The organism is Streptomyces sp. NPDC007901 (assembly GCF_042959465.1).
Taxonomy (GTDB): Bacteria; Actinomycetota; Actinomycetes; order Streptomycetales; family Streptomycetaceae; genus Streptomyces.
The window spans coordinates 906,401-927,320 of the sequence record NZ_JBIBKW010000003.1 but is presented as its reverse complement, the minus strand read 5'-3'; the positions used below and the strand labels follow the sequence as shown (position 1 = coordinate 927,320).

20 protein-coding genes are annotated in these 20,920 nt (G+C 72.1%); 6 read left to right on the top strand and 14 right to left on the bottom strand.

The features are described from left to right. Positions 1–12: 12 nt before the first annotated feature. Positions 13–2,538: an AAA family ATPase gene (locus ACFZDK_RS14495; protein ID WP_390972431.1), complete on the bottom strand. Its 2,526-nt coding sequence runs from the start codon at positions 2,536–2,538 to the stop codon at positions 13–15. A 430-nt stretch (positions 2,539–2,968) separates the two neighbouring features. Between ACFZDK_RS14495 and ACFZDK_RS14490 the strand changes: the two genes are divergently transcribed. Next, complete coding sequence (locus ACFZDK_RS14490; RefSeq protein ID WP_390972430.1) at positions 2,969–3,682, top strand: SCO3374 family protein; 714 nt, start codon at positions 2,969–2,971, stop codon at positions 3,680–3,682. Here ACFZDK_RS14490 and ACFZDK_RS14485 read toward each other — a convergent pair. The 10 genes from ACFZDK_RS14485 to ACFZDK_RS14440 all read right to left on the bottom strand — a co-directional run bounded on the left by ACFZDK_RS14485 (position 3,661) and on the right by ACFZDK_RS14440 (position 12,066). After that, a complete protein-coding gene (locus ACFZDK_RS14485; protein WP_046730878.1) occupies positions 3,661–3,996 on the bottom strand; it encodes an Lsr2 family protein in 336 nt (111 codons plus the stop codon). The genes ACFZDK_RS14490 and ACFZDK_RS14485 overlap by 22 nt on opposite strands. 265 nt (positions 3,997–4,261) lie before the next feature. Further along, positions 4,262–4,795: an amino-acid N-acetyltransferase gene (locus ACFZDK_RS14480; protein WP_359225467.1), complete on the bottom strand. Its 534-nt coding sequence runs from the start codon at positions 4,793–4,795 to the stop codon at positions 4,262–4,264. A 9-nt stretch (positions 4,796–4,804) separates the two neighbouring features. After that, positions 4,805–5,221 (bottom strand): BlaI/MecI/CopY family transcriptional regulator, encoded by a 417-nt coding sequence (locus ACFZDK_RS14475; RefSeq protein ID WP_390972428.1) that lies wholly within the window; start codon positions 5,219–5,221, stop codon positions 4,805–4,807. Positions 5,222–5,396: 175 nt separating this feature from the next. Next, on the bottom strand, positions 5,397–5,579 hold the full coding sequence (locus tag ACFZDK_RS14470; RefSeq protein ID WP_390972427.1) for a hypothetical protein: 183 nt from the start codon (positions 5,577–5,579) through the stop codon (positions 5,397–5,399). 107 nt (positions 5,580–5,686) lie between these two features. Continuing rightward, complete coding sequence (locus tag ACFZDK_RS14465; RefSeq protein ID WP_390972535.1) at positions 5,687–6,304, bottom strand: hypothetical protein; 618 nt, start codon at positions 6,302–6,304, stop codon at positions 5,687–5,689. Between the two features lie 295 nt (positions 6,305–6,599). Continuing rightward, positions 6,600–7,397, bottom strand: a complete 798-nt coding sequence (locus ACFZDK_RS14460; protein ID WP_089099902.1) for a type III pantothenate kinase — start codon at positions 7,395–7,397, stop codon at positions 6,600–6,602. Between the two features lie 4 nt (positions 7,398–7,401). Beyond that, a complete protein-coding gene (gene nadC, locus ACFZDK_RS14455; RefSeq protein WP_390972425.1) occupies positions 7,402–8,379 on the bottom strand; it encodes a carboxylating nicotinate-nucleotide diphosphorylase in 978 nt (325 codons plus the stop codon). 5 nt (positions 8,380–8,384) lie between these two features. After that, on the bottom strand, positions 8,385–10,118 hold the full coding sequence (locus ACFZDK_RS14450) for an L-aspartate oxidase (protein WP_390972423.1): 1,734 nt from the start codon (positions 10,116–10,118) through the stop codon (positions 8,385–8,387). Then, positions 10,115–11,137: a pantoate--beta-alanine ligase gene (panC, locus tag ACFZDK_RS14445; RefSeq protein WP_390972422.1), complete on the bottom strand. Its 1,023-nt coding sequence runs from the start codon at positions 11,135–11,137 to the stop codon at positions 10,115–10,117. Before panC ends, ACFZDK_RS14450 begins: the two co-directional genes overlap by 4 nt. After that, on the bottom strand, positions 11,134–12,066 hold the full coding sequence (locus ACFZDK_RS14440; RefSeq protein WP_390972420.1) for a DUF2520 domain-containing protein: 933 nt from the start codon (positions 12,064–12,066) through the stop codon (positions 11,134–11,136). The genes panC and ACFZDK_RS14440 overlap by 4 nt, the downstream gene beginning before the upstream one ends. A gap of 181 nt (positions 12,067–12,247) precedes the next feature. Here ACFZDK_RS14440 and ACFZDK_RS14435 point away from each other — a divergent pair, with 181 nt between their 5' ends. Both ACFZDK_RS14435 and ACFZDK_RS14430 read left to right on the top strand, forming a co-directional pair. Further along, positions 12,248–13,426, top strand: coding sequence for a beta-eliminating lyase-related protein (locus ACFZDK_RS14435; RefSeq protein WP_390972418.1), 1,179 nt, complete (start codon positions 12,248–12,250; stop codon positions 13,424–13,426). A gap of 82 nt (positions 13,427–13,508) precedes the next feature. Then, on the top strand, positions 13,509–14,609 hold the full coding sequence (locus ACFZDK_RS14430; RefSeq protein ID WP_390972417.1) for a DUF5937 family protein: 1,101 nt from the start codon (positions 13,509–13,511) through the stop codon (positions 14,607–14,609). A gap of 24 nt (positions 14,610–14,633) precedes the next feature. On the opposite strand, the gene ACFZDK_RS14425 is transcribed toward ACFZDK_RS14430, so the two are convergent. Further along, positions 14,634–15,308: a response regulator gene (locus tag ACFZDK_RS14425; protein ID WP_390972534.1), complete on the bottom strand. Its 675-nt coding sequence runs from the start codon at positions 15,306–15,308 to the stop codon at positions 14,634–14,636. Between the two features lie 74 nt (positions 15,309–15,382). After that, positions 15,383–16,585 (bottom strand): histidine kinase, encoded by a 1,203-nt coding sequence (locus ACFZDK_RS14420; protein WP_390972416.1) that lies wholly within the window; start codon positions 16,583–16,585, stop codon positions 15,383–15,385. Between the two features lie 118 nt (positions 16,586–16,703). Here ACFZDK_RS14420 and ACFZDK_RS14415 point away from each other — a divergent pair, with 118 nt between their 5' ends. Then, positions 16,704–17,726 (top strand): SAM-dependent methyltransferase, encoded by a 1,023-nt coding sequence (locus tag ACFZDK_RS14415; RefSeq protein ID WP_390972414.1) that lies wholly within the window; start codon positions 16,704–16,706, stop codon positions 17,724–17,726. Between the two features lie 35 nt (positions 17,727–17,761). On the opposite strand, the gene ACFZDK_RS14410 is transcribed toward ACFZDK_RS14415, so the two are convergent. Next, positions 17,762–18,913: an NADH-quinone oxidoreductase subunit D gene (locus tag ACFZDK_RS14410; RefSeq protein ID WP_390972413.1), complete on the bottom strand. Its 1,152-nt coding sequence runs from the start codon at positions 18,911–18,913 to the stop codon at positions 17,762–17,764. Positions 18,914–18,944: 31 nt separating this feature from the next. On the opposite strand from ACFZDK_RS14410, the gene ACFZDK_RS14405 reads away from it, so the two are divergent. Beyond that, positions 18,945–19,448: a PH domain-containing protein gene (locus ACFZDK_RS14405; RefSeq protein WP_390972411.1), complete on the top strand. Its 504-nt coding sequence runs from the start codon at positions 18,945–18,947 to the stop codon at positions 19,446–19,448. Further along, the gene (locus tag ACFZDK_RS14400; RefSeq protein ID WP_390972409.1) at positions 19,445–20,776 is read left to right on the top strand and encodes a PH domain-containing protein; all 1,332 of its coding nucleotides are present in this window, start codon (positions 19,445–19,447) and stop codon (positions 20,774–20,776) included. Before ACFZDK_RS14405 ends, ACFZDK_RS14400 begins: the two co-directional genes overlap by 4 nt. Positions 20,777–20,920: the final 144 nt, after the last annotated feature.

Below are 20,920 nucleotides of genomic sequence, written 5' to 3'. Positions count from 1 at the left end.
TAGCCGTGAGGCTTACGCCTCCTTGCTCAGGTTCGGTCCGGCGCCGCCGGCCGCCTGCTCGATCGGCGGGACGTCGGGCAGTGCCGACTTCTCCTCGCCGCGGAAGGTGAAGGTCGCGGTGTCGCCCTCGCCCTCCGTGTCGACGACCACGATGTGACCGGGGCGCAGCTCGCCGAAGAGGATCTTCTCCGAGAGCGTGTCCTCGATCTCGCGCTGGATCGTGCGACGCAGCGGACGCGCGCCCAGCACCGGGTCGTAGCCCTTCTTGGACAGCAGCTCCTTGGCGGACTGGGAGAGCTCGATGCCCATGTCCCGGTCCTTGAGGCGCTCGTCCACCTTGCCGACCATGAGGTCGACGATCCGCAGGATGTCCTCCTGCGTGAGCTGCGGGAAGACGACCACGTCGTCGACGCGGTTGAGGAACTCGGGCCGGAAGTGCTGCTTGAGCTCGTCCTGGACCTTGTTCTTCATGCGCTCGTAGTTGGTCTTCGTGTCACCCGAGGCCGCGAAGCCCAGGTTGAAGCCCTTGGAGATGTCCCGGGTGCCGAGGTTGGTCGTCATGATGATGACCGTGTTCTTGAAGTCCACGACCCGGCCCTGGGAGTCGGTCAGGCGACCGTCCTCCAGGATCTGCAGCAGCGAGTTGAAGATGTCGGGGTGCGCCTTCTCGACCTCGTCGAAAAGCACCACCGAGAACGGCTTCCGCCGCACCTTCTCCGTCAGCTGGCCGCCCTCTTCGTAGCCCACGTAGCCGGGGGGCGAACCGAAGAGACGCGACACCGTGTGCTTCTCGCTGAACTCCGACATGTCGAGGGAGATCAGCGCGTCCTCGTCACCGAAGAGGAACTCGGCGAGGGCCTTGGACAGCTCGGTCTTACCGACACCGGACGGACCGGCGAAGATGAACGAGCCACCGGGGCGCTTCGGGTCCTTCAGACCGGCACGCGTACGGCGGATCGCCTTCGACAGCGCCTTGACGGCGTCGACCTGGCCGATGACCCGCTTGTGGAGCTCGTCCTCCATGCGCAGCAGGCGCGAGGACTCCTCCTCGGTCAGCTTGAAGACCGGGATGCCGGTGGCCGTGGCGAGGACCTCGGCGATCAGCTCGCCGTCGACCTCGGCGACGACGTCCATGTCGCCGGCCTTCCACTCCTTCTCCCGCTTGGCCTTGGCGGCCAGGAGCTGCTTCTCCTTGTCGCGGAGGGAGGCGGCCTTCTCGAAGTCCTGCGAGTCGATCGCGGACTCCTTGTCCCGGCGGACGGCGGCGATCTTCTCGTCGAACTCGCGCAGGTCCGGCGGCGCGGTCATCCGGCGGATGCGCATCCGGGAACCGGCCTCGTCGATCAGGTCGATCGCCTTGTCCGGCAGGAAGCGGTCCGAGATGTAGCGGTCGGCCAGGGTGGCGGCCTGGACCAGCGCCTCGTCCGTGATGGAGACCCGGTGGTGGGCCTCGTACCGGTCACGCAGACCCTTGAGGATCTCGATCGTGTGCGGCAGGGACGGCTCGGCGACCTGGATGGGCTGGAAGCGGCGCTCCAGGGCCGCGTCCTTCTCCAAGTGCTTGCGGTACTCGTCCAGGGTGGTGGCACCGATGGTCTGCAGCTCACCGCGGGCCAGCATCGGCTTCAGGATCGAAGCGGCGTCGATGGCGCCCTCGGCGGCACCCGCACCGACCAGCGTGTGGAGCTCGTCGATGAACAGGATGATGTCGCCGCGGGTGCGGATCTCCTTGAGCACCTTCTTCAGGCGCTCCTCGAAGTCACCGCGGTAGCGGGAGCCGGCGACCAGGGCGCCGAGGTCCAGGGTGTAGAGGTGCTTGTCCTTGAGGGTCTCGGGCACCTCGCCCTTGACGATGGCCTGGGCGAGGCCCTCGACGACGGCGGTCTTGCCGACGCCGGGCTCACCGATCAGGACCGGGTTGTTCTTGGTACGGCGGGACAGCACCTGCATGACCCGCTCGATCTCCTTCTCGCGCCCGATGACCGGGTCGAGCTTGGACTCACGAGCGGCCTGGGTGAGGTTCCGGCCGAACTGGTCGAGGACCAGGGACGTCGAGGGGGTGCCCTCGGCAGGCCCGCCTGCGGTGGCGGTCTCCTTGCCCTGGTAGCCGGAGAGCAGCTGGATGACCTGCTGCCGCACCCGGTTGAGATCGGCGCCCAGCTTGACCAGGACCTGGGCGGCGACGCCCTCGCCCTCACGGATCAGGCCGAGCAGGATGTGCTCCGTGCCGATGTAGTTGTGGCCGAGCTGAAGGGCCTCCCGGAGCGACAGCTCCAGGACCTTCTTGGCACGGGGGGTGAAGGGGATGTGCCCGGACGGGGCCTGCTGGCCCTGGCCGATGATCTCCTCCACCTGCTGGCGGACCGCCTCGAGCGAAATCCCGAGGCTCTCAAGGGCCTTGGCGGCGACACCCTCACCCTCGTGGATCAGGCCCAGGAGGATGTGCTCGGTGCCGATGTAGTTGTGGTTGAGCATCCGGGCTTCTTCCTGAGCCAGGACGACAACCCGCCGCGCGCGGTCGGTGAACCTCTCGAACATCGTTAATCGCTCCTCAGAGCGGTCAGGCAGTGGGGGGAACTTCCCCTCCCTGTCCTTCCGCAGCTTAGTCCCGCAAGCGGGGACCGCTCATTCCAACTGCCGACACCGTCGATGGCCTCCTGACCCCGAACGCCGACATCTGCTCCAACCCGATGGTGCGAGACGATGTTCCCGCAGGCCAGGCAGTTACCCCTTCCGTCAGTACGCCGATGGCGAACGTGAGACGGCCTCGCCTGCGTGTCGCCCCCTCCCACTAGGGATGTCTTACCCGTTCGGACTGACAGTCCATGCCGTGAGCCCCCGGTCCCTCCGCTACGGGCGAACAACCTTGCGTCTCTCCGGACCCCCACGAGGCCCCTTTTCCGGCACTCTGCGCGTTCGCACGCGCACCCAGCGTAACCCGGGCGGGTTCGCGGCTGTTGCACTCGGCATGGCTGGCACAGCTGCTCCGGCTTCATCCACAGTCCCTCACCCCCGTCGTCCGCTCGGTTCCGGTCCTGGTCCGGGTTCCGGCGGCGGGTCCGGTGCGGGATCCGCCGCCGTGCCGGACGGACGGGAGGAGGTCCGGCTCCGGCACTGGTACGAGAACGATCTGGGATGGGCAACAGTGCCCGAGGCGCCCGGAGAACCGTTGCGGCTGGTCACGGGCGTGCGTTTCGACGTGCTGGAGATGCCGGCCGAGGCGGGCGCGAGGGCGCTCAGGCGCCTGGGGCCGGGCTCGCCGGTGGCCCTTCAGGGCGGGCGGCTGCGGCTGCTGATGGCCGCGGGCGGCGCGGAGGAGCTGCCGGGGCTGCTGGACTGGCTGGAGTGGGGCGCGCTGGCCCTCGATCTGCGGGCGCTGGGCGCCGGCGGCCGGATGGACGCTCCGGCGCGGCCCGAGCCGGAGCACCCCGGAGCCCGGCCGCTTCCCGGATCCGCCGACGGCCGCGCTCAGGCCGTGCAGGGGGCCGCCGTCTGGTTGCGGCCCCCCGAGCCGGGGTGCGAGGTCGAGGCCTCGCTGCCGACACTGTCGGCCATGGGGCGCGTTGACGGCGCCCCCGATCTCGTACGACTGGTGGACTCGGTGGCCACGGAGTGCCACCGGGCCCGGCTGCGGCGCGCGGGCCGCGGTGTGCCGGACAGTCAGGCGTTGGCGTCCTCGTAAGCCTGGCGAATCGTCGCCGGAACACGGCCGCGGTCGTTGACCTCGTAACCGTTCTCCTTCGCCCACGCGCGAATCTGCGCGGTGTCCTGGCTGCCGCCGGAAGCCGCACGGGCCTTTCCGCGTCCGCCCGAAGCACGGCCACCGGTACGACGACCACCCTTGACATAGGGGTCGAGAAGGCCGCGCAGCTTGTCCGCATTGGCGGTCGTGAGATCGATCTCGTACGTCTTGCCGTCCAGCGCGAACGTCACGGTCTCGTCCGCCTCGCCGCCGTCGAGGTCGTCGACAAGAAGGACCTGAACCTTCTGTGCCACCGGATTTCCTTTCATCGATAACTTCAGGGCCGGGGGTCTGCGGCGTCCGCCGTTTCGCCGCCCCCCTGTTATATGCAGTACTGCAGTACGTCGGAAAGCAAACCGCTTTTGCGGGAAAAACACAAACCCCTGGGAGAGACCGAGGGGCCCGCTCCCGCGCGGAAACATGCGCGTTTCGGACATAGGGAACCGGGGCATGGCGGGACGCCCGGAATAGCGGGCCGATCCACGGGGATCCTTGCGGATCCATGAGGATCCTTCGCGATCACAGATGCAGAAGCATCCGGCTGTTGCCCAAGGTGTTCGGTTTCACTCGTTCGAGTCCGAGGAACTCCGCGACGCCCTCGTCATAGGAACGCAACAGCTCCGCGTAGACATCGGTGTCCACCGGCGTCTCGCCGATCTCCACGAAGCCGTGCTTCCCGAAGAACTCGACTTCGAAGGTCAGACAGAAAACGCGGCGAACACCAAGCCAACGCGCGGTCTCCAGCAACTTCTCCAGCACTTGATGACCGACACCGGCACCCTTGAGACCCGGCTTCACCGCGAGAGTGCGCACTTCCGCGAGGTCTTCCCACATCACGTGCAGTGCGCCGCAGCCGACCACCTCGGCGTTGTCGTCGCGTTCGGCGACCCAGAACTCCTGGATGTCCTCGTAAAGCGTCACCGTGGCTTTGTCGAGCAAGATGCGGTCGCGGACGTACGCGTCAAGGAGCTGGCGCACGGCCGGGACATCACCGGTCCGGGCCCGCCGGACGGTGATGGCTTTTGCGGTGACTTCGGGGCGCATCGCTGACATGAGCGGACGCTATCGCCCGCCGCGGTCCGGCACGGAGCCGGGGTTCTCCTCTTCCCGTTCGTGCCGTTCCGGGGTTTCCGGACCCTGCACGATGCGTACGGCGTCCCTGAGGGCCTGGCGCTGTACGTCGCTCATCATCCCGAAGAACGCGACGAGGGCGGCCGCCGGGTTGTCGCTCTGCGACCACGCGTCGTTCATCAGGGCGGCCGCGTAGGCGGCCCGGGTGGAGACGGCCTCATATCGATAGGCGCGCCCTTCGGCCTCCCGGCGGACCCAGCCCTTCTGATGGAGATTGTCCAAAACGGTCATCACCGTGGTGTACGCGATGGACCGTTCCTGCTGAAGGTCTTCCAGGACTTCTCGAACGGTCACCGGGCGGTTCCACTTCCACACCCGCGTCATGACCGCGTCTTCGAGTTCTCCCAATGGGCGAGGCACAGCTCAGAACAATAGTGGGAGATCCCGTCAATGGCGTGCCGGACGTGCACTTTCACCAACAAAGGCGACCAAAAAGGGCGTACGACTCGGAAAGTGCGGCCGCGGTGCGGACGCGCGGTGAGTCGTACGCCCAGGGAGGCGCCCGTGGGGGCGTCCCGCGCGCTCAGGCGTCGGCGTTCGGGGCGGCGGTCCGGCGGGCGCCCGCCGCGCGCTCGAGGGCGGCGTCGACGGCGGCGTCCTCCTTGGCCTTGGCGGCCCCGCCCTGGGTCTTCACGATGACCCGGACCAGGCCGATGAAGAAGATGGCCATGACGACCGGAGGCAGGAGCGCGGCGACGTATTCCATGCGTCCAGAGTAGCCACGGGGGACCGGGCGAAAGGGGCGGGGTGGGCCAAGCGTCACGCAAGCCGCGCGAGCTGCCGCTTTCCGGGTGACCGGATCGGGTGGTCGGCTCAGCCGGCGGCGAGTTGCTGCGGTGGTCCGGCGGGCGGCGGGGTGGGGCGGCGGCGCGGGAAGACCTCGCCCGGGGTGGGGATGGGCCGCTTGGGCACGGCGGGCTCGGGAGCCGCGGGCTGCGGGGCCGGCCGCTCGGCGGGCTTCTCCTTCGGCTTCTTCTCCGGCTCCTTGGCCACACCGCCCGGCAGGGCCGTCAGGCGGACTCTGGAGACCGGAACGGCGGGCGCCGGTACCTTGCGGGCTCCCTGGCCGAGCCGGGCCCGCACATCGTGCTCGGCGAGGTCCTGGCACCGGTCGAGCAGTGCGGCGGCGGAGGCGTTCCCCCGCAGGGCCCGCAGCGCGGCGAGGTCGTCCGGGGTGGGCCGGTGTCCGGCGCCCAGCGCCTCCTCCAGGAGGGCGAGGTAGCCGGCGACGGTTCCGGGCAGGGCCGCGCGGTACCGGGCGAGATCGGCCACCAGAAAGGCACGCAACCGGTCTCCCTCGCGCACTGCCTCGTCGAGCGACTCGGCCAGCCGATGACAGTGCTTGATGTCGTCGGCGGAGGCGGGACCGGGGTGAAGGGCGAGGGCGAGGGCGCGACGGAGCACACGCAGCTCCTCCGCACCGAACGCCATGCCGCCGCGGGATCCGTAGGGCGTGGGCATGAACCGAAGATACGCGTAAATCAGACAAACTCGACATAACGCCCGGCGCGTGGCGCCCACTGGTCCACCCGCTCAGCCGCAACACAACCTGCGCCGCGTCCCAGCCCGTCCGTCGTTCGAGGACGAGGCCGTCCAGGCCGAAGCGGGGGTCCGGGGGCGGCAGCCTCCAGTGACGGCGGGGGCCGAAGGGGGCGCAGCCCACTGGTGATGGGACGGGTAGGGGCGGCGGAGGCGAAACCCACCCACGCCCGCCCCACCCCACCGCTCACATCCGCGACACGTTCCGCTCGTACACCAGCCGCAGTCCCACCAGCGTCAGCCACGGCTCGTGCTCGTCGATCACCGAGGACTCCCCCAGCACCATCGGCGCCAGCCCGCCCGTCGCGATCACCGTCACGTCGTCGGGATCGTCGGCGAGCTCCCGGGCCATCCGGCCGACCACCCCGTCGACCTGCCCGGCGAACCCGTACACGATGCCCGCCTGCATGGCCTCCACGGTGTTCTTGCCGATCACGCTGCGCGGCCGGGCCACCTCGATCTTCCGCAGCTGGGCGCCCTTGACGCCCAGCGCCTCCACGGAGATCTCGATACCGGGCGCGATCACGCCACCGACGTACTCCCCGCGCGCGGAGACCGCGTCGAAGGTCGTGGCCGTGCCGAAGTCGACGACGATCGCCGGTCCCCCGAACAGCTCGACGGCGGCGACCGCATTGATGATCCGGTCCGCGCCGACCTCTTTGGGGTTGTCGGTGAGGATCGGCACCCCGGTCTTCACCCCGGGCTCCACCAGCACCGCCGGGACGTCGCCGTAGTAGCGCCGCGTCACCTCGCGCAGCTCGTGCAGGACGGACGGCACGGTCGCGCAGATCGCGATCCCGTCGATGCCGTCGCCGAGTTCGTCGCCGAGCAGCGGGTGCATACCCATCAGGCCCTGGAGGAGCACCGCCAGCTCGTCGGCGGTGCGGCGGGCGTCCGTGGAGATGCGCCAGTGCTCGACGATGTCCTCGCCGTCGAAGAGGCCGAGGACGGTGTGCGTGTTGCCGACGTCGATCGTGAGGAGCATGGGGTCACTCCGGGTCGCGCAGGTCCAGGCCGATGTCCAGGATCGGCGAGGAGTGGGTGAGGGCGCCGACGGCCAGGAAGTCCACGCCGGTGTCGGCGTACGCCCGCGCGTTCTCCAGGGTGAGCCGCCCGGACGCCTCCAGGAGCGCGCGCCCGTCGACGATCGCGACGGCCTCCTCGCACTCCATCGGCGTGAAGTTGTCCAGCAGGATCAGGTCGGCGCCCGCGTCGACGACCTCGCGCAGCTGGTGCAGGGTGTCGACCTCGACCTCGATCGCCAGGTCCGGGAAGGCTTCGCGCACGGCCTTGAAGGCCTGGGCGACACCGCCGGCGGCGACCACGTGGTTGTCCTTGACCAGGGCCGCGTCGGAGAGCGACATGCGGTGGTTGACGCCCCCGCCGCAGCGCACCGCGAACTTCTCCAGGGAGCGCAGCCCCGGCGTGGTCTTGCGGGTGTCCCGCACGCGCGTGGCCGTACCCTCCAGGGCGTCCGCCCACGCGCGCGTGGCGGTCGCGATGCCGGACAGGCGGTTCAGGATGTTGAGCGCGCTGCGCTCGGCGGTGAGCAGGTCGCGGGTGCGGGTGGTGATGGACAGCAGCGGCTGCCCGGCCTCGACCCGGTCGCCGTCCTCGACGTGCCGCTCGACCTCGAACTCGTCCGTGCAGACCACGGAGACCACGGCCTCGGCGACCCGGAGGCCCGCGACGACGCCCGCCTCGCGCGCGACGAAGTCGGCGGTCGCCACGGCCTCCTCGGGGATCGTCGCGACGGTCGTCACGTCCACGCCGTTGTCCAGGTCTTCCTGGACGGCCACGTTGGCGATGTCCTCGACCTCGATGGGGTCGAGTCCGGCGGCGGCGAGGAGTTCGGCGAGCGCGGGGTCGAGCCCGCACACTGCGTATTCTGCGGCCCCCTCGTCGCCGCAGGCACAGCCGTCGCCGCAGCCACCGCCGTCGGCGAGGGGAAGGTCGTTGGTGCTCACGTCTGTCACTGCTCCTGGTGTGGCTGGTGCGGCCGGGTAGGGGGGAAGTCTGCGGTGTCGGTGGTGCCCACGGCCAGCGAACGGTCCGGATTGAGCCGTACGACGATGTGGCGCCGCCAGTGTGCGTCGTCGCGGTCGCCGTGGTCCTCGCGCCAGTGGCAGCCGCGGGTCTCCTGGCGGCGCCGGGCCGCCTCGACGAGCACGCGCCCGACGCACAGGAGGTTGGTGGCCTCCCAGGTGTCGACGCCGGGCTCGGCGGTCTTGCCGTTCTCGTCGAGGGCGTCGCGGGCCTCGGTGTGCAGCCGCTGGAGCTGCTCGGCGGCCGTGGCGAGGGACTCCTCGGAGCGCAGGACGCCGGCGCCCTCGGTCATGATCCGCTGGATGGCGAACCGTGCCTCGGCGGCCTGCAGCGGGTGCGCGGGCTTCTCCGGGTGCGGGACCGGGACGGGCACGCACGCGTGCAGGCCGTCGTCCGCGCGGGCTGCCGTGATGTCGGCGGCGATGGCCTCGGCGTAGACCAGGCCTTCGAGGAGGGAGTTGGAGGCGAGCCGGTTGGCACCGTGCACGCCGGTGCAGGCGACCTCGCCGCACGCGTACAGGCCGGGCACGGTCGTACGGCCGCGCGCGTCGGTGCGCACGCCGCCGGAGGCGTAGTGGGCGGCCGGGGCGATCGGGATGGGCTCGGTGACCGGGTCGATGCCGTTGGCCCGGCAGGCGGCCAGGATGGTCGGGAAGCGGTGCTCCCACATGTCGGCGCCGAAGTGCCGGGCGTCGAGGTACATGTGCTCGGCGCCCTGGTCCAGCATCCGGCGCAGGATGCCCTTGGCGACGATGTCCCGGGGCGCCAGCTCGGCCAGCTCGTGCTGCCCCACCATGAAGCGCACGCCGTCCGCGTCGACCAGGTGGGCGCCCTCGCCGCGGACCGCCTCGGAGACCAGCGGCTGCTGGCCCTCCGCGTCCGGGCCGAGGAACAGCACGGTCGGGTGGAACTGCACGAATTCGAGGTCGCTGACCTCGGCGCCCGCGCGCAGGGCCAGCGCCACGCCGTCGCCGGTCGACACCGAGGGGTTGGTGGTCGCGGCGAACACCTGGCCCATGCCGCCGGTCGCGAGGACCACCGCGGGGGCGTGCACGGCGCCCACGCCGTCGTGCTGGCCCTCGCCCATCACGTGCAGGGTGACACCGGCGGTACGGCCTTCGGCGTCGGTCAGCAGGTCCAGCACGAGCGCGTTCTCGAAGGTGCGCAGCCCCCGCGCGCGTACCGCCTCGACCAGGGCCCGGGAGACCTCGGCGCCGGTGGCGTCGCCGCCGGCGTGCGCGATCCGGCGCCGGTGGTGGCCGCCCTCGCGGGTGAGGTCGAGGCCGCCCTCGGAGGACTCGTCGAAGATGGCGCCGGTGTCGATGAGCCGCCGTACCGCGCCGGGGCCCTCGGTGACGAGGATCCGTACCGCTTCCTCGTCGCACAGGCCCGCGCCGGCCACCAGGGTGTCCCCCAGGTGCTGTTCGGGGGTGTCGCCCTCGCCGAGCGCGGCGGCGATGCCGCCCTGCGCCCAGCGGGTGGAGCCGTCGTCCAGGCGGGCCTTGGTGACGACGACCGTGCTGAGCCCGGCGGCCTGGCAGCGCAGGGCCGCGGTCAGGCCGGCCACGCCGGACCCGACGACGACCACGTCCGCCGAGATGCTCCAGCCGGGGGCGGGCGCGTGCAGTCGTATGCCTGTGCTGGTGCCTGTGCTGGTCACGAGGCGGCTCCGAAGATTCCGAAGGTGAGGGGGATGTTGTCGATCAGCCGGGTCGTCCCGACCCGGGCGGCGACGGCGAGGACGGCCTCTCCGGTGAAGTCGTCGTCGATGTCGGTGAAGTCGGAGGGGTCGACCAGGGCGAGGTAGTCCAGTTCGAGCGGCGGATCGTAGTGGACGGCCTCGTCCAGGGCGGTCCGGGCGGCCGCGCGGACCGCCGCTGCGGCGTTCGGCACGGCCTTGGCGACGGCGTGCGCGTCGGCGGCGGCGCGGGACTCCCCTATGGCGCTGAGCGCCTCGGCCCGCGCGCGCGTGGAGGGCACTTCGAGCGCCCGCGCGCGCAGCGCCTCCTGTGCCGCGTGCCGGTCGCGGCCCGCGAACAGCGCGCGCGACAGCGTAAGGGCCGTGCGCCGCTCGTCGGCCGACAGGTAGCGGTTGCGGCTGGACAGCGCGAGCCCGTCGGCCTCGCGCACGGTCGGCACGCCGATGATCTCGACGCCGAAGTTCAGGTCCCGCGCCATGCGCCGGATCACGGCGAGCTGCTGGGCGTCCTTCTGCCCGAACAGGGCCACGTCGGGACGGGTGAGGTGCAGCAGCTTGGCGACGACCGTGAGGACGCCGTCGAAGTGCCCGGGCCGGGAGGCGCCCTCCAGGACCGTGCCCATGGGGCCCGCGGTGATGCGGACCTGGGGCTCGCCGCCGGGGTAGACCTCGTCCGCGGCGGGGGCGAACACCACGTCCGCGCCGGCCTGCTCGGCGATCTTGAGATCGGCGTCCAGGGTGCGCGGGTAGCGGTCGAGGTCCTCGCCCTTGCCGAACTGCAGGGGGTTCACGAAGACGGTGACGATCACGAAGCCGTCGCCGCCGACGTGCTCGCGGGCCTCCCTGATCAGGGTCGCGTGCCCCTCGTGCAGGGCACCCATGGTCATGACGACGGCGGTACGGCCCGGCACCGCGGAGTGGTCCCGGGCGGCGCTGAGGTCGTCGACGGTGGAGGCGAGTGCGAAGGGGTGGCGGGTCATCGGTCTTCCCCGTTCTCGGACGTGTGCGTGCCGTTGGCGAGGACGCCCAGGAGGTCCTCGGCGAGTTCCGGCTTCAGCAGACCGTGGGCGAGCGCCCGGTCGGCCGTCGCGCGGGCCATCGCCAGGTAGCCGTCGACGGCCTGCGGGGCGTGCCGCCGCAACTCGGTGACGTGCGCGGCGACGGTGCCCGCGTCCCCGCGCGCGACCGGGCCGGTCAGCGCCGCGTCGCCGGAGCGCAGGGCGTTGTCCAGGGCGGCGCCCAGCAGCGGGCCGAGCATCCGGTCGGGGGCCTCGACGCCGGCCGTGCGCAGCAGCTCCATGGACTGGGCGACCAGGGTGACCAGGTGGTTGGCGCCGAGGGCGAGGGCCGCGTGGTAGAGCGGGCGGTTCTCCTCGGCGATCCACTCCGGCTCGCCACCCATCTCGATGACGAGCGCCTCGGCGGCCAGCCGCAGCTCCTCGGGCGCGGTGACCCCGAACGAGCAGCCCGCGAGCCGCTGGACGTCCACCGGCGTCCCCGTGAAGGTCATCGCCGGGTGCAGGGCCAGCGGCAGCGCGCCCGCGCGCAGGGCCGGGGCCAGGACTCCGGTGCCGTACCGCCCGGAGGTGTGCACGAGCAGCTGGCCGGGCCGTACGGCGCCGGTCTCGGCGAGGCCGGTGACCAGGCCGGGCAGGGCGTCGTCGGGGACGGTCAGGAGCACCAGGTCGGCGCGTCGGAGGACCTCGGCGGGGGGTACCAGCGGGACGTCGGGCAGCAGCGCCTCGGCACGCCGTCGGGAGGCTTCGGAGACCCCGGAGGCGGCCACCGGGCGGTGCCCGGCGAGCTGCAGGGACGCGGCGAGCGCGGGACCCACCCGACCGGCGCCGACGACGCCGACGGTGAGCCGCGCGGGGCGGTCACTGAGGTCTGGCTGTTGGAATGTACTCACGCGAGGGTGGCCTTCCCGTTCCAGTCCGCTCTCGGTACCGGACGATTTCTCGTCATGTTAACGCTATCGGGTCGGAGCCCAGTTGGTTGTCCACAGGCTGTGGGTGACCCGTCACATCCCGGGGACGGTTCCGCGCGAAATTCCGGGGCCCCCCTCCCCGCGCCACGGCATCATCCACGGCATGAGCGATACGGCGACGCCCCAGGACGAGCGGCCGCAGGAGACCCTGCCGGCCGAGCAGCAGATGCGAGAGCGGCGCGCGGCCGCCTACCGGAGGGCCGACCGCGTCCTCGCGCGTATGGGCCTGCGCGCCTCCCTGCGTGAACGGCTCGCACGGCTCCAGGAGGCGGCACCCGAGGTGTACGACCTGGACGAACCGGCGGACATCTACGGCAACGGGATCGTCGAGGCGCTGGAGCGGCGCGTCGCGGCCCTGCTGGGCACGGAGGCCGCCGCGTTCTTCCCGACCGGCACGATGGCCCAGCAGATCGCCCTGCGCTGCTGGGCGGGCCGCACCGGCAACCCCACGGTGGCCCTGCACGCCCTCGGCCACCCCGAGGTGCACGAACGGGACGCCTTCCGCGAGGTCTCCGGCTTGCGCACGGTGCGCGTCACCGGTGAGCCCCGGCTCTTCACCGCCCAGGAGATACGCGACCTCGAGGAGCCCTTCGGGGCGCTGATGCTGGAACTGCCGCTCCGGGACGCCGGTTTCGTGCTGCCGACCTGGGAGGAGCTCACGGAGGTCGTGGAGGCGGCGCGGGAGCGCGACGCGGTGGTGCACTTCGACGGCGCGCGCCTGTGGGAGTGCACGGTCCGCTTCGGACGCCCCCTGCACGAGATCGCGGAGCTGGCGGACAGCGTCTACGTCTCGTTCTACAAGTCCCTCAACGGCTTCGGCGGCGCCGCGCTGGCGGGCCCGAAGCCCCTGGTCGAGGAGGCGAAGACCTGGCGCCACCGCTACGGCGGCATGGCCTTCCAGCAGTTCCCGACCGCCCTGGCGGCCCTCGTCGGCCTGGAGCGCGAACTGCCCCGCCTCCCGGACTACGTCCGCCACGCGCGCGTGGTCGCCACGGCCCTGCGCGAGGGCTTCGCCGGGGCGGGCGTCCCCTGGGCGCGCGTCCACCCCGAGGAGCCGCACACCCACCAGTTCCAGGTCTGGCTGCCGTACGAGCCCGACGTGCCGGCGGAAGCGGCGGTCCGGCAGGCCGAGGAGACCGGCACCTACCTCTTCGTGGGCCCGTGGGAGGCGAAGGGCCCGGGTCTGTCCATGAACGAGGTGACGGTGACGGCCGAGGGGCTGGAGTGGACCGCGGAGGACGTGCGGGCGGCGGTCGCGGACTTCGTGGCGCGGCTGCCCTAGCCGCCCCGCCCGAGGTCGCGTGGATTGACGGCGGCCGTCAATCCACGGGGGCGTTGTCGGTGCCTGGGTGCACGATGGGGACATGAGCGTACGTATCGACATCGCGGGGCTGCGGCCGGAGAGGGTCGCCGTCGTGCCCTCTCCACTGGCCGAGCTCGGCATGGCGCTGCACGCGCTGTCCGAGCCGGGGCACCACCCCGGTCTCCAGGGCTGGGTGACCGGCGTGGCCGCCGCTCTGGAGCCGCATCTGGCGGACCGGATGTGCGAGGCGGACTTCCTGTGGCGGACGACGTTCTCGGACCTGTTCCTGCCGTACGCGGCCGTGCCGGGCGCCGTCCCGGGCGGCACGCTCGCCGAGGAGCTGGACCAGCTCGACAAACTGACGGACGAGCAGTTCGTGGACGCGGCACTGGAGTTCACCTGCGCGCTGTCGTACGGCACGCGGGCGCCGGCTCTGCTGTCGGACCCGGCCGCGCGCGGGCGGGCGCTGGAGGTGGCGGCCTCGCGCGGTCCGACGCAGGTCCGCTTCGCCCGGCGGCTGCTCGACGATCCGCCGAGCGTGCGCGCGTGGCTGCGCCGGTTCCTGGAGGACTGCGCCGAGGCGTTCTTCGACGAGGCCTGGTCGCGGCTGCGCCACCAGCTGGCGGCCGACGCCCGGCACAAGACGGAGCTGTTGCGGCGCAAGGGGCTGGCCGAGACGCTGACCGCGGTCTCGCCGTCCGTGACCCTCGACGGGGCGGCCGAGCGGATCACCGTGGACAAGCTCACCGACGGCCACGCCACGGCCGCCGCCGACGGCCTCCTGCTGGTGCCCACGAGCCTCGGCTGGCCGCATCTGATGGTGCTGCACCGCTACGGCTGGCAGCCGGTGCTGCACTACCCCGTCGGTTCGCCGGAGCTCGCCTCCCCGGCCTCGGTGGAGCAGCTCACGCTGCGGATGGCGGCGCTGTCCCACCCCGTCCGGATGCGGCTGTGCCGGTATCTGGCGCGCAGCGCGTACACGACCAGCGAGCTGGCGCAGGCGCAAGGTCTGTCGGCGCCGGAGGTGTCCCGGCATCTGGGCGTGCTCAAGAAGGCGGGCCTGGTCTCCACCCGCCGCCGTGGGCGGTACGTGCTGCACCAGCTGGACGTCACGGTCGTCGCCCGGCTGGGCAGCGACTTCCTGGAAGGGATACTCCGCTAGCCGCCCGCGCGGTACGGCGGCGCGTCAGGCGTGCCCGCCGCCCGCCCGCACCAGCCCGGTCTCGTAGGCGAGCACGACCACCTGGACCCGGTCGCGCAGCCCGAGCTTGGTGAGGATGCGGCCCACGTGGGTCTTCACGGTCGCCTCGGACAGCACCAGCCGGCCCGCGATCTCGCCGTTCGACAGTCCCTGCGCGACCAGCACCATGACCTCGCGCTCCCGGTCGGTGAGCCGGTTCAGCTCCTGGTGCTGCGCCTCCTTGCCGGCGGAGGGCAGCATCGGCGCGAAGCGGTCGAGGAGGCGCCGGGTGGTGGAGGGCGCGACGACGGCGTCGCCGCTGTGCACGGAGCGGATGGCCGCCAGCAGCTCGCCCGGCGGCACGTCCTTGAGCATGAAGCCGGAGGCGCCCGCCTTCAGCCCCGAGAAGGCGTACTCGTCGAGGTCGAAGGTGGTCAGGATGAGCACCTTGGGCGGTTCGGGCTCCGCGCAGATGCGGCGGGTGGCCTCCACCCCGTCCAGCTTGGGCATGCGCACGTCCATCAGCACCACGTCCACGTCGGTGGACCTCAGCACCTGGAGGGCCTCGACGCCGTCGCCCGCCTCGGCGACGACGTCCATGTCCGGCTGCGCCGCGAGCACCATCCGGAACCCGGTGCGCAGCAGCACCTGGTCGTCGACGAGCATGACGCGGATCGTCATCGGGTCCTCTTCCGTTGCCATTCGTACGTTTGTTCCGGGGCGTGACAGGTGTCAACCGGGGGCGTGCGTATAGGTCAGTGCGCCGGTTTGAGCGGCAGCAGGGCACTGATGCGGAATCCTCCGCCGGGACGGGGTCCCGCGTCGAGGGTGCCACCGACCATGCCGACCCGCTCGCGCATGCCGATCAGGCCGTGTCCCTGCCCGTCGGCGCCGCCCTCCTCGTACATCTCGTGCGGGGCGCCCTTGCCGTCGTCCTCCACCAGCAGGCCGAGGCCGTCGTCGAAGTAGACCAGCCGCACACTGGCTCCCGTGTTGGGACCGCCGTGCTTGCGGGTGTTGGTGAGCGCCTCCTGCACGATCCGGTACGCCGTGAGCTCGACCCCGCTGGGCAGCGGGCGCGGGGTGCCCTCGACCTTGAAGTCGACGGGCAGGCCGGAGCTGCGGCACTGCTCGACGAGCTCGTCGATCTGCTCGACGTCGGGCTGCGGGACGTACTCGCCGACCTCCTTGTGCTCGCCCGTGCGCAGCACGCCCAGCAGGCGGCGCATCTCGGCGAGGGCCTGGCGGCCGGTGGAGGAGATCGTCTCCAGGGCCTTCTTGGCCTGGTCGGGGGCGGCGTCCAGCACATAGGCGGCGCCGTCGGCCTGGACCACCATCACGGACACGTTGTGCGCGACCACGTCGTGCAGCTCGCGCGCGATCCGGGCGCGCTCCGCGGCGACCGCGACCTTGGCCTGCGCCTCGCGCTCCTTCTCCAGCCGGGCGGCGCGCTCCTCCAGCTGCGCGAAGTAGGCACGGCGGGTGCGCATGGAGTCGCCGAGCACCCAGGCGAGCACGAACGGCGCCGTCTGGAACAGCACGATCGCGACGTGCCCCGGGAAGCTCGCCTCGTCCTGCGGCCACCGGATCTGCGCCAGCGGCGCGGCGGCCAGCCCCGTGTAGAGGCCGAACCGGGACGCCCAGCGCGCGCCGACGGCGGCGTTCGCGCAGACGATCACCAGCATGGCGAAGTTGGCGACGGTCGTCTCCACGTCCAGCACCAGCTGGGCCAGGCCGGTGGCCGCGGCCAGCAGCAGCATCGGCTCCGGGAACCGGCGGCGCAGCGCGACGACGAGGCTCATCACGACGGACACGGCCAGCATGGCGGCCCTGGACCCGTGGTGCTGGGCCTCGCCGAGCTTCCAGATGCTCGCGCAGGAGATCCCGAGCAGGGCGACGGCCCAGAAGCTGTCGACCCATGTCGGGTGCCTGCGGAGGAAGTCATAGAGGCGCTGCACGTAACCCAGAGTAGGGAAGCGTGATAGGTGCAGGGGTCAACCGGAGGGCCGATCCCTGTTCCGCACGCGTACTCCGCAAGGTGGAGAAGGTGATCACCTGTACGCCTAGTCTGGCCCGGTGACGGATGAGGCGACGCGAGAGACGGCCGACGACGCGCGCGGCTGGCGTGCGGCCACCGAGACGGCCCTGTACGGCCCCGGCGGCTTCTACCGCCGCCCGGAGGGGCCGGCCGGGCACTTCCGTACGTCGGTGCACGCCTCGGGGCTGTTCGCCGAGGCCGTGGCCGAGCTGCTGTGCCGGGTGGACGAGGCGCTGGGGCGCCCCGAGACGCTGGACTTCGTCGACATGGGCGCCGGGCGGGGCGAGCTGGTCACCGGCGTGCTGGCCGCGCTGCCCGGAGAGGTGGCGGCACGCACGCGTGCGTACGCCGTCGACATCGCCGACCGCCCGCCCGGCCTCGCCGACCGCGTCACCTGGCTCGCCGAGCCCCCGCGCACGATCAGCGGCCTGCTCTTCGCCAACGAATGGCTCGACAACGTCCCGGTCGACGTCGTCGAGGTGGACCCGGCCGGGGTGCCCCGCCTGGTGCACGTCCGGCGGGACGGCGTCGAACTGCTCGGGGAACGGGTGTCCGGCGCGGACGCGCAGTGGCTCGCGCGGTGGTGGCCGCTGGGCACCGAGCCAGGGCTGCGCGCGGAGATCGGGCTGCCCCGGGACCAGGCCTGGGCGACCGCCGTCACCGGTCTCCGGAGGGGGCTCGCGGTGGCCGTGGACTACGCGCACACGGTGGACACCCGCCCCCCGTTCGGGACGCTGACCGGCTTCCGCGCGGGACGCGCGACGGCCCCCGTGCCGAACGGCTCGTGCGACATCACGGCGCATGTGGCGCTGGACGCGTGCACGGCGCTCGACCCGGCCCTCAGGCTGCCCGAGGCGCTGCTCTGCACCCAGCGCGACGCCCTGCGCGCCCTGGGCCTGATCGCCGCCCGCCCCTCGCTCACGCTGGCCTCCACGAACCCCGCCGGCTACGTGCGCGCCCTCTCGACCGCGGGAGAGGCCGCCGAACTCACCGCCCCCGGCGGCCTCGGCGACTTCCTCTGGCTGGTCCAGCCGGTGGGCATCGCGGACACCCTGCTCTGACCCACCCGCGGCGCACGCCCCACGCCCACGCCGGCCTACTTGTCGATGTCCCCCACCACGAAGAACATCGACCCGAGGATCGCCACCATGTCCGCCACCAGCGTCCCCGGCAGCAGTTCGGTCAGGACCTGGATGTTGTTGTACGACGCCGAGCGCAGCTTCAGCCGGTACGGGGTCTTCTCGCCCTTGCTGACGAGGTAGTAGCCGTTGATGCCGAGGGGGTTCTCGGTCCAGGCGTAGGTGTGGCCCTCGGGCGCCTTGAGGACCTTGGGGAGCCTCTGGTTGATCGGTCCCGGCGGCAGGTCGGCGAACCGGTCCAGACAGGCGTCGGCCAGGTCCAGGGCGTTGTGGGTCTGCTCCAGGAGGCACTCGAAGCGGGCCAGGCAGTCGCCGTCGGTCCGGGTGACCACCCTGAGGGTGTCCTGGAGCTCGCCGTAGGCCAGGTAGGGCTCGTCGCGGCGCAGGTCGAAGTCGACGCCCGAGGCGCGCGCGATGGGCCCGCTCACGCCGTACCCGTGCACGGCCTCCGGCGTGAGGACGCCCACGTCCCGGGTACGCCCCCGGAAGATCTCGTTGCCGAGGACCAGGTCGTCGAAGACGTCCATCCGGGAGCGCACGGCGGCCACCGCCGCACGCGCGCGTGCGGTCCAGCCGGCCGGGAGGTCCTCCTTGAGGCCGCCGACCCGGTTGAACATGTAGTGCATGCGCCCGCCGGAGACCTCCTCCATGACGTTCTGGAGTTCCTCGCGCTCGCGGAAGGCGTAGAAGACCGGGGTGATCCCGCCCAGCTCCAGCGGATAGGAGCCGAGGAACATCAGGTGGTTGAGCACCCGGTTCAGCTCGGCGAGCAGGGTGCGCGTCCACACCGCGCGGACGGGCACCTCCATGCCGAGCATGCGCTCCACGGCGAGGACCACGCCCAGCTCGTTCGAGAAGGCCGACAGCCAGTCGTGGCGGTTGGCGAGCATGATGATCTGCCGGTAGTCGCGCGCCTCGAAGAGCTTCTCCGCGCCCCGGTGCATATAGCCGATCACCGGCTCCGCCGAGACGATCCGCTCGCCGTCCAGCACCAGCTTCAGCCGCAGCACGCCGTGCGTGGAGGGGTGCTGGGGGCCGATGTTGAGCACCATGTCGGTGCTCTCCGCGGCGCCGCCGATCCCGACCGTGGTCTCCGTCGTAGGAGTCATGGCCCCAGTCTCTCCTACGTACGCTGGGCGTATGGAGACGGGGAGCCCGGCCGGCGCCGGGACGACGGGGACCGAGCCGGTGTGGACGGGATTGCCGTCCGGCCTGCTGCGGATGCGCCGGCTGCTGCTGGTGGTGTGGCTGGGGCTGATCGCCCTCGCCCTGGGGCTGCTGCTCGGCCTGCTCGCGGGCCCGGTGTGGGCGGCGTTCGCGCTGCTGCCGCTGGCCCTGCTGGCCTGGGGCTGGGTGCTGTTGGGCCGCAACTGGCGGTCCTGGCGCTATGCCGAGCGCGCCGACGACCTGCTGATCAGCCGTGGTGTGCTGTGGCGCGAGGAGACCGTGGTGCCGTACGGGCGGATGCAGCTGGTGGAGGTGACCTCGGGGCCCGTCGAACGGCACTTCGGGCTGGCCAGCGTCCAGCTGCACACCGCGGCCGCGGCCACCGACGCGACCATCCCGGGCCTGGACCCGGCCGAGGCAGAACGGCTGCGGGACCGGCTCACCGAGCTCGGCGAGGCCCGATCGGCGGGCCTGTGACCACGCCGGGCGTCGACGACGCGGTAGGCGCGGACAAGGCGGCCGTGGCCGAGCGGCGGCTGCACCCCGTGACGCCGTTCCGGCGGGCGTGGGCGCCGGTCGCGGTGATCGCGGGATGGGCGATGCACGACCCGAACCAGGCCCAGGAACAGCTGACGAAGCTGACCACGACCATGCTCCTGGCCGGGTTCGCCGTCCTGGTCACGGCGGGCGCCCTCTACGGCTTCCTCACCTGGTGGTTCACCCACTTCGCGGTGACCGACAGCGAACTGCGTATACGCACCGGCCTGTTGTTCCGGCGCACCGCGCACATCCGGCTGGAGCGGATCCAGGCCGTGGACGTCACCCAGCCGCTGCTGGCGCGCGTGGCGGGCGTCGCCAAGCTGCGCATAGACGTCGTCGGCGCCGACAAGAAGGACGAGCTCGCCTTCCTGGGGCAGGGCGAGGCGCGGGCGCTCCGCGCGGAGCTGCTCGCGCGCGCCGCCGGATTCGCGCCCGAGACCGCGCACGAGGTCGGTGAGGCGCCGGCGCACGAGCTGATGCGGGTGCCCCCGAACAAGCTCGCGCTCGCCCTCGTGCTGACCGGCGCCACCTGGGGCTCGCTGGCCGCGGCCCTCGTCGTCCCGCCGCTGCTGTGGCTGGCCACCCACAGCGTGTGGACGGTCCTCGCCACCGCGCTGCCGCTGCTCGGCGCGGCGGCCACGGCCAGCGCGGGGCGGTTCGTCGCGGAGTACGACTGGACGCTCGCGGAGTCCCCGGACGGGCTGCACATCGACCACGGGCTGCTCGACCGCACGCACGAGACGGTGCCGCCGGGCCGGGTGCAGACCGTGCGGATCGTGGAGCCGCTGCTGTGGCGGCCGCTGCGCTGGGTGCGGGTGGAGCTGGACGTGGCCGGGTCGGCGAACTCCGTGCTGGTGCCGGTCGCGCCCCGCGCGGTCGCCGAGTCGGTCGTCGCGCGCGTGCTGCCCGGGGTGACCGTGCCGGCCGGGCTGTCGCGGTCGCCGCGGCGGGCCGAATGGTGCGTGCCGCTGTGGTGGCGCGGCTACGGGTTCGCGGTCACGGACGCGGTGTTCGCCGCCCGGCACGGGCTGCTGCGCCGGAAGCTGTCGCTGGTCCCGCACGCCAAGGTCCAGAGCGTACGGCTGACGCAGGGGCCCTGGGAGCGGCTGTGGCGGCTCGCGGACGTTCATGTGGACACGGGGGCCAACAAGACCGTCACAGCCCGTCTGCGGGGCGCCGAGGAGGCCGCCGCGCTGCTGCGGGAACAGGCCGAGCGATCCCGCACGGGCCGCCGAACCGCACGCCCGGACCGCTGGATGGCCTGAGACCGGGGACGACTTGGGCCCGGGACGCCTCAAGGCCCTGGACGCCTTGAGGCCGCACACGCCTTGAAGCCCTGAACTGCCTGAGGCCGGGACCCCGTCGGGTGTCCCGGCCTCAGGATCGCCGCGTGTTCAGGGGGCGGCGTG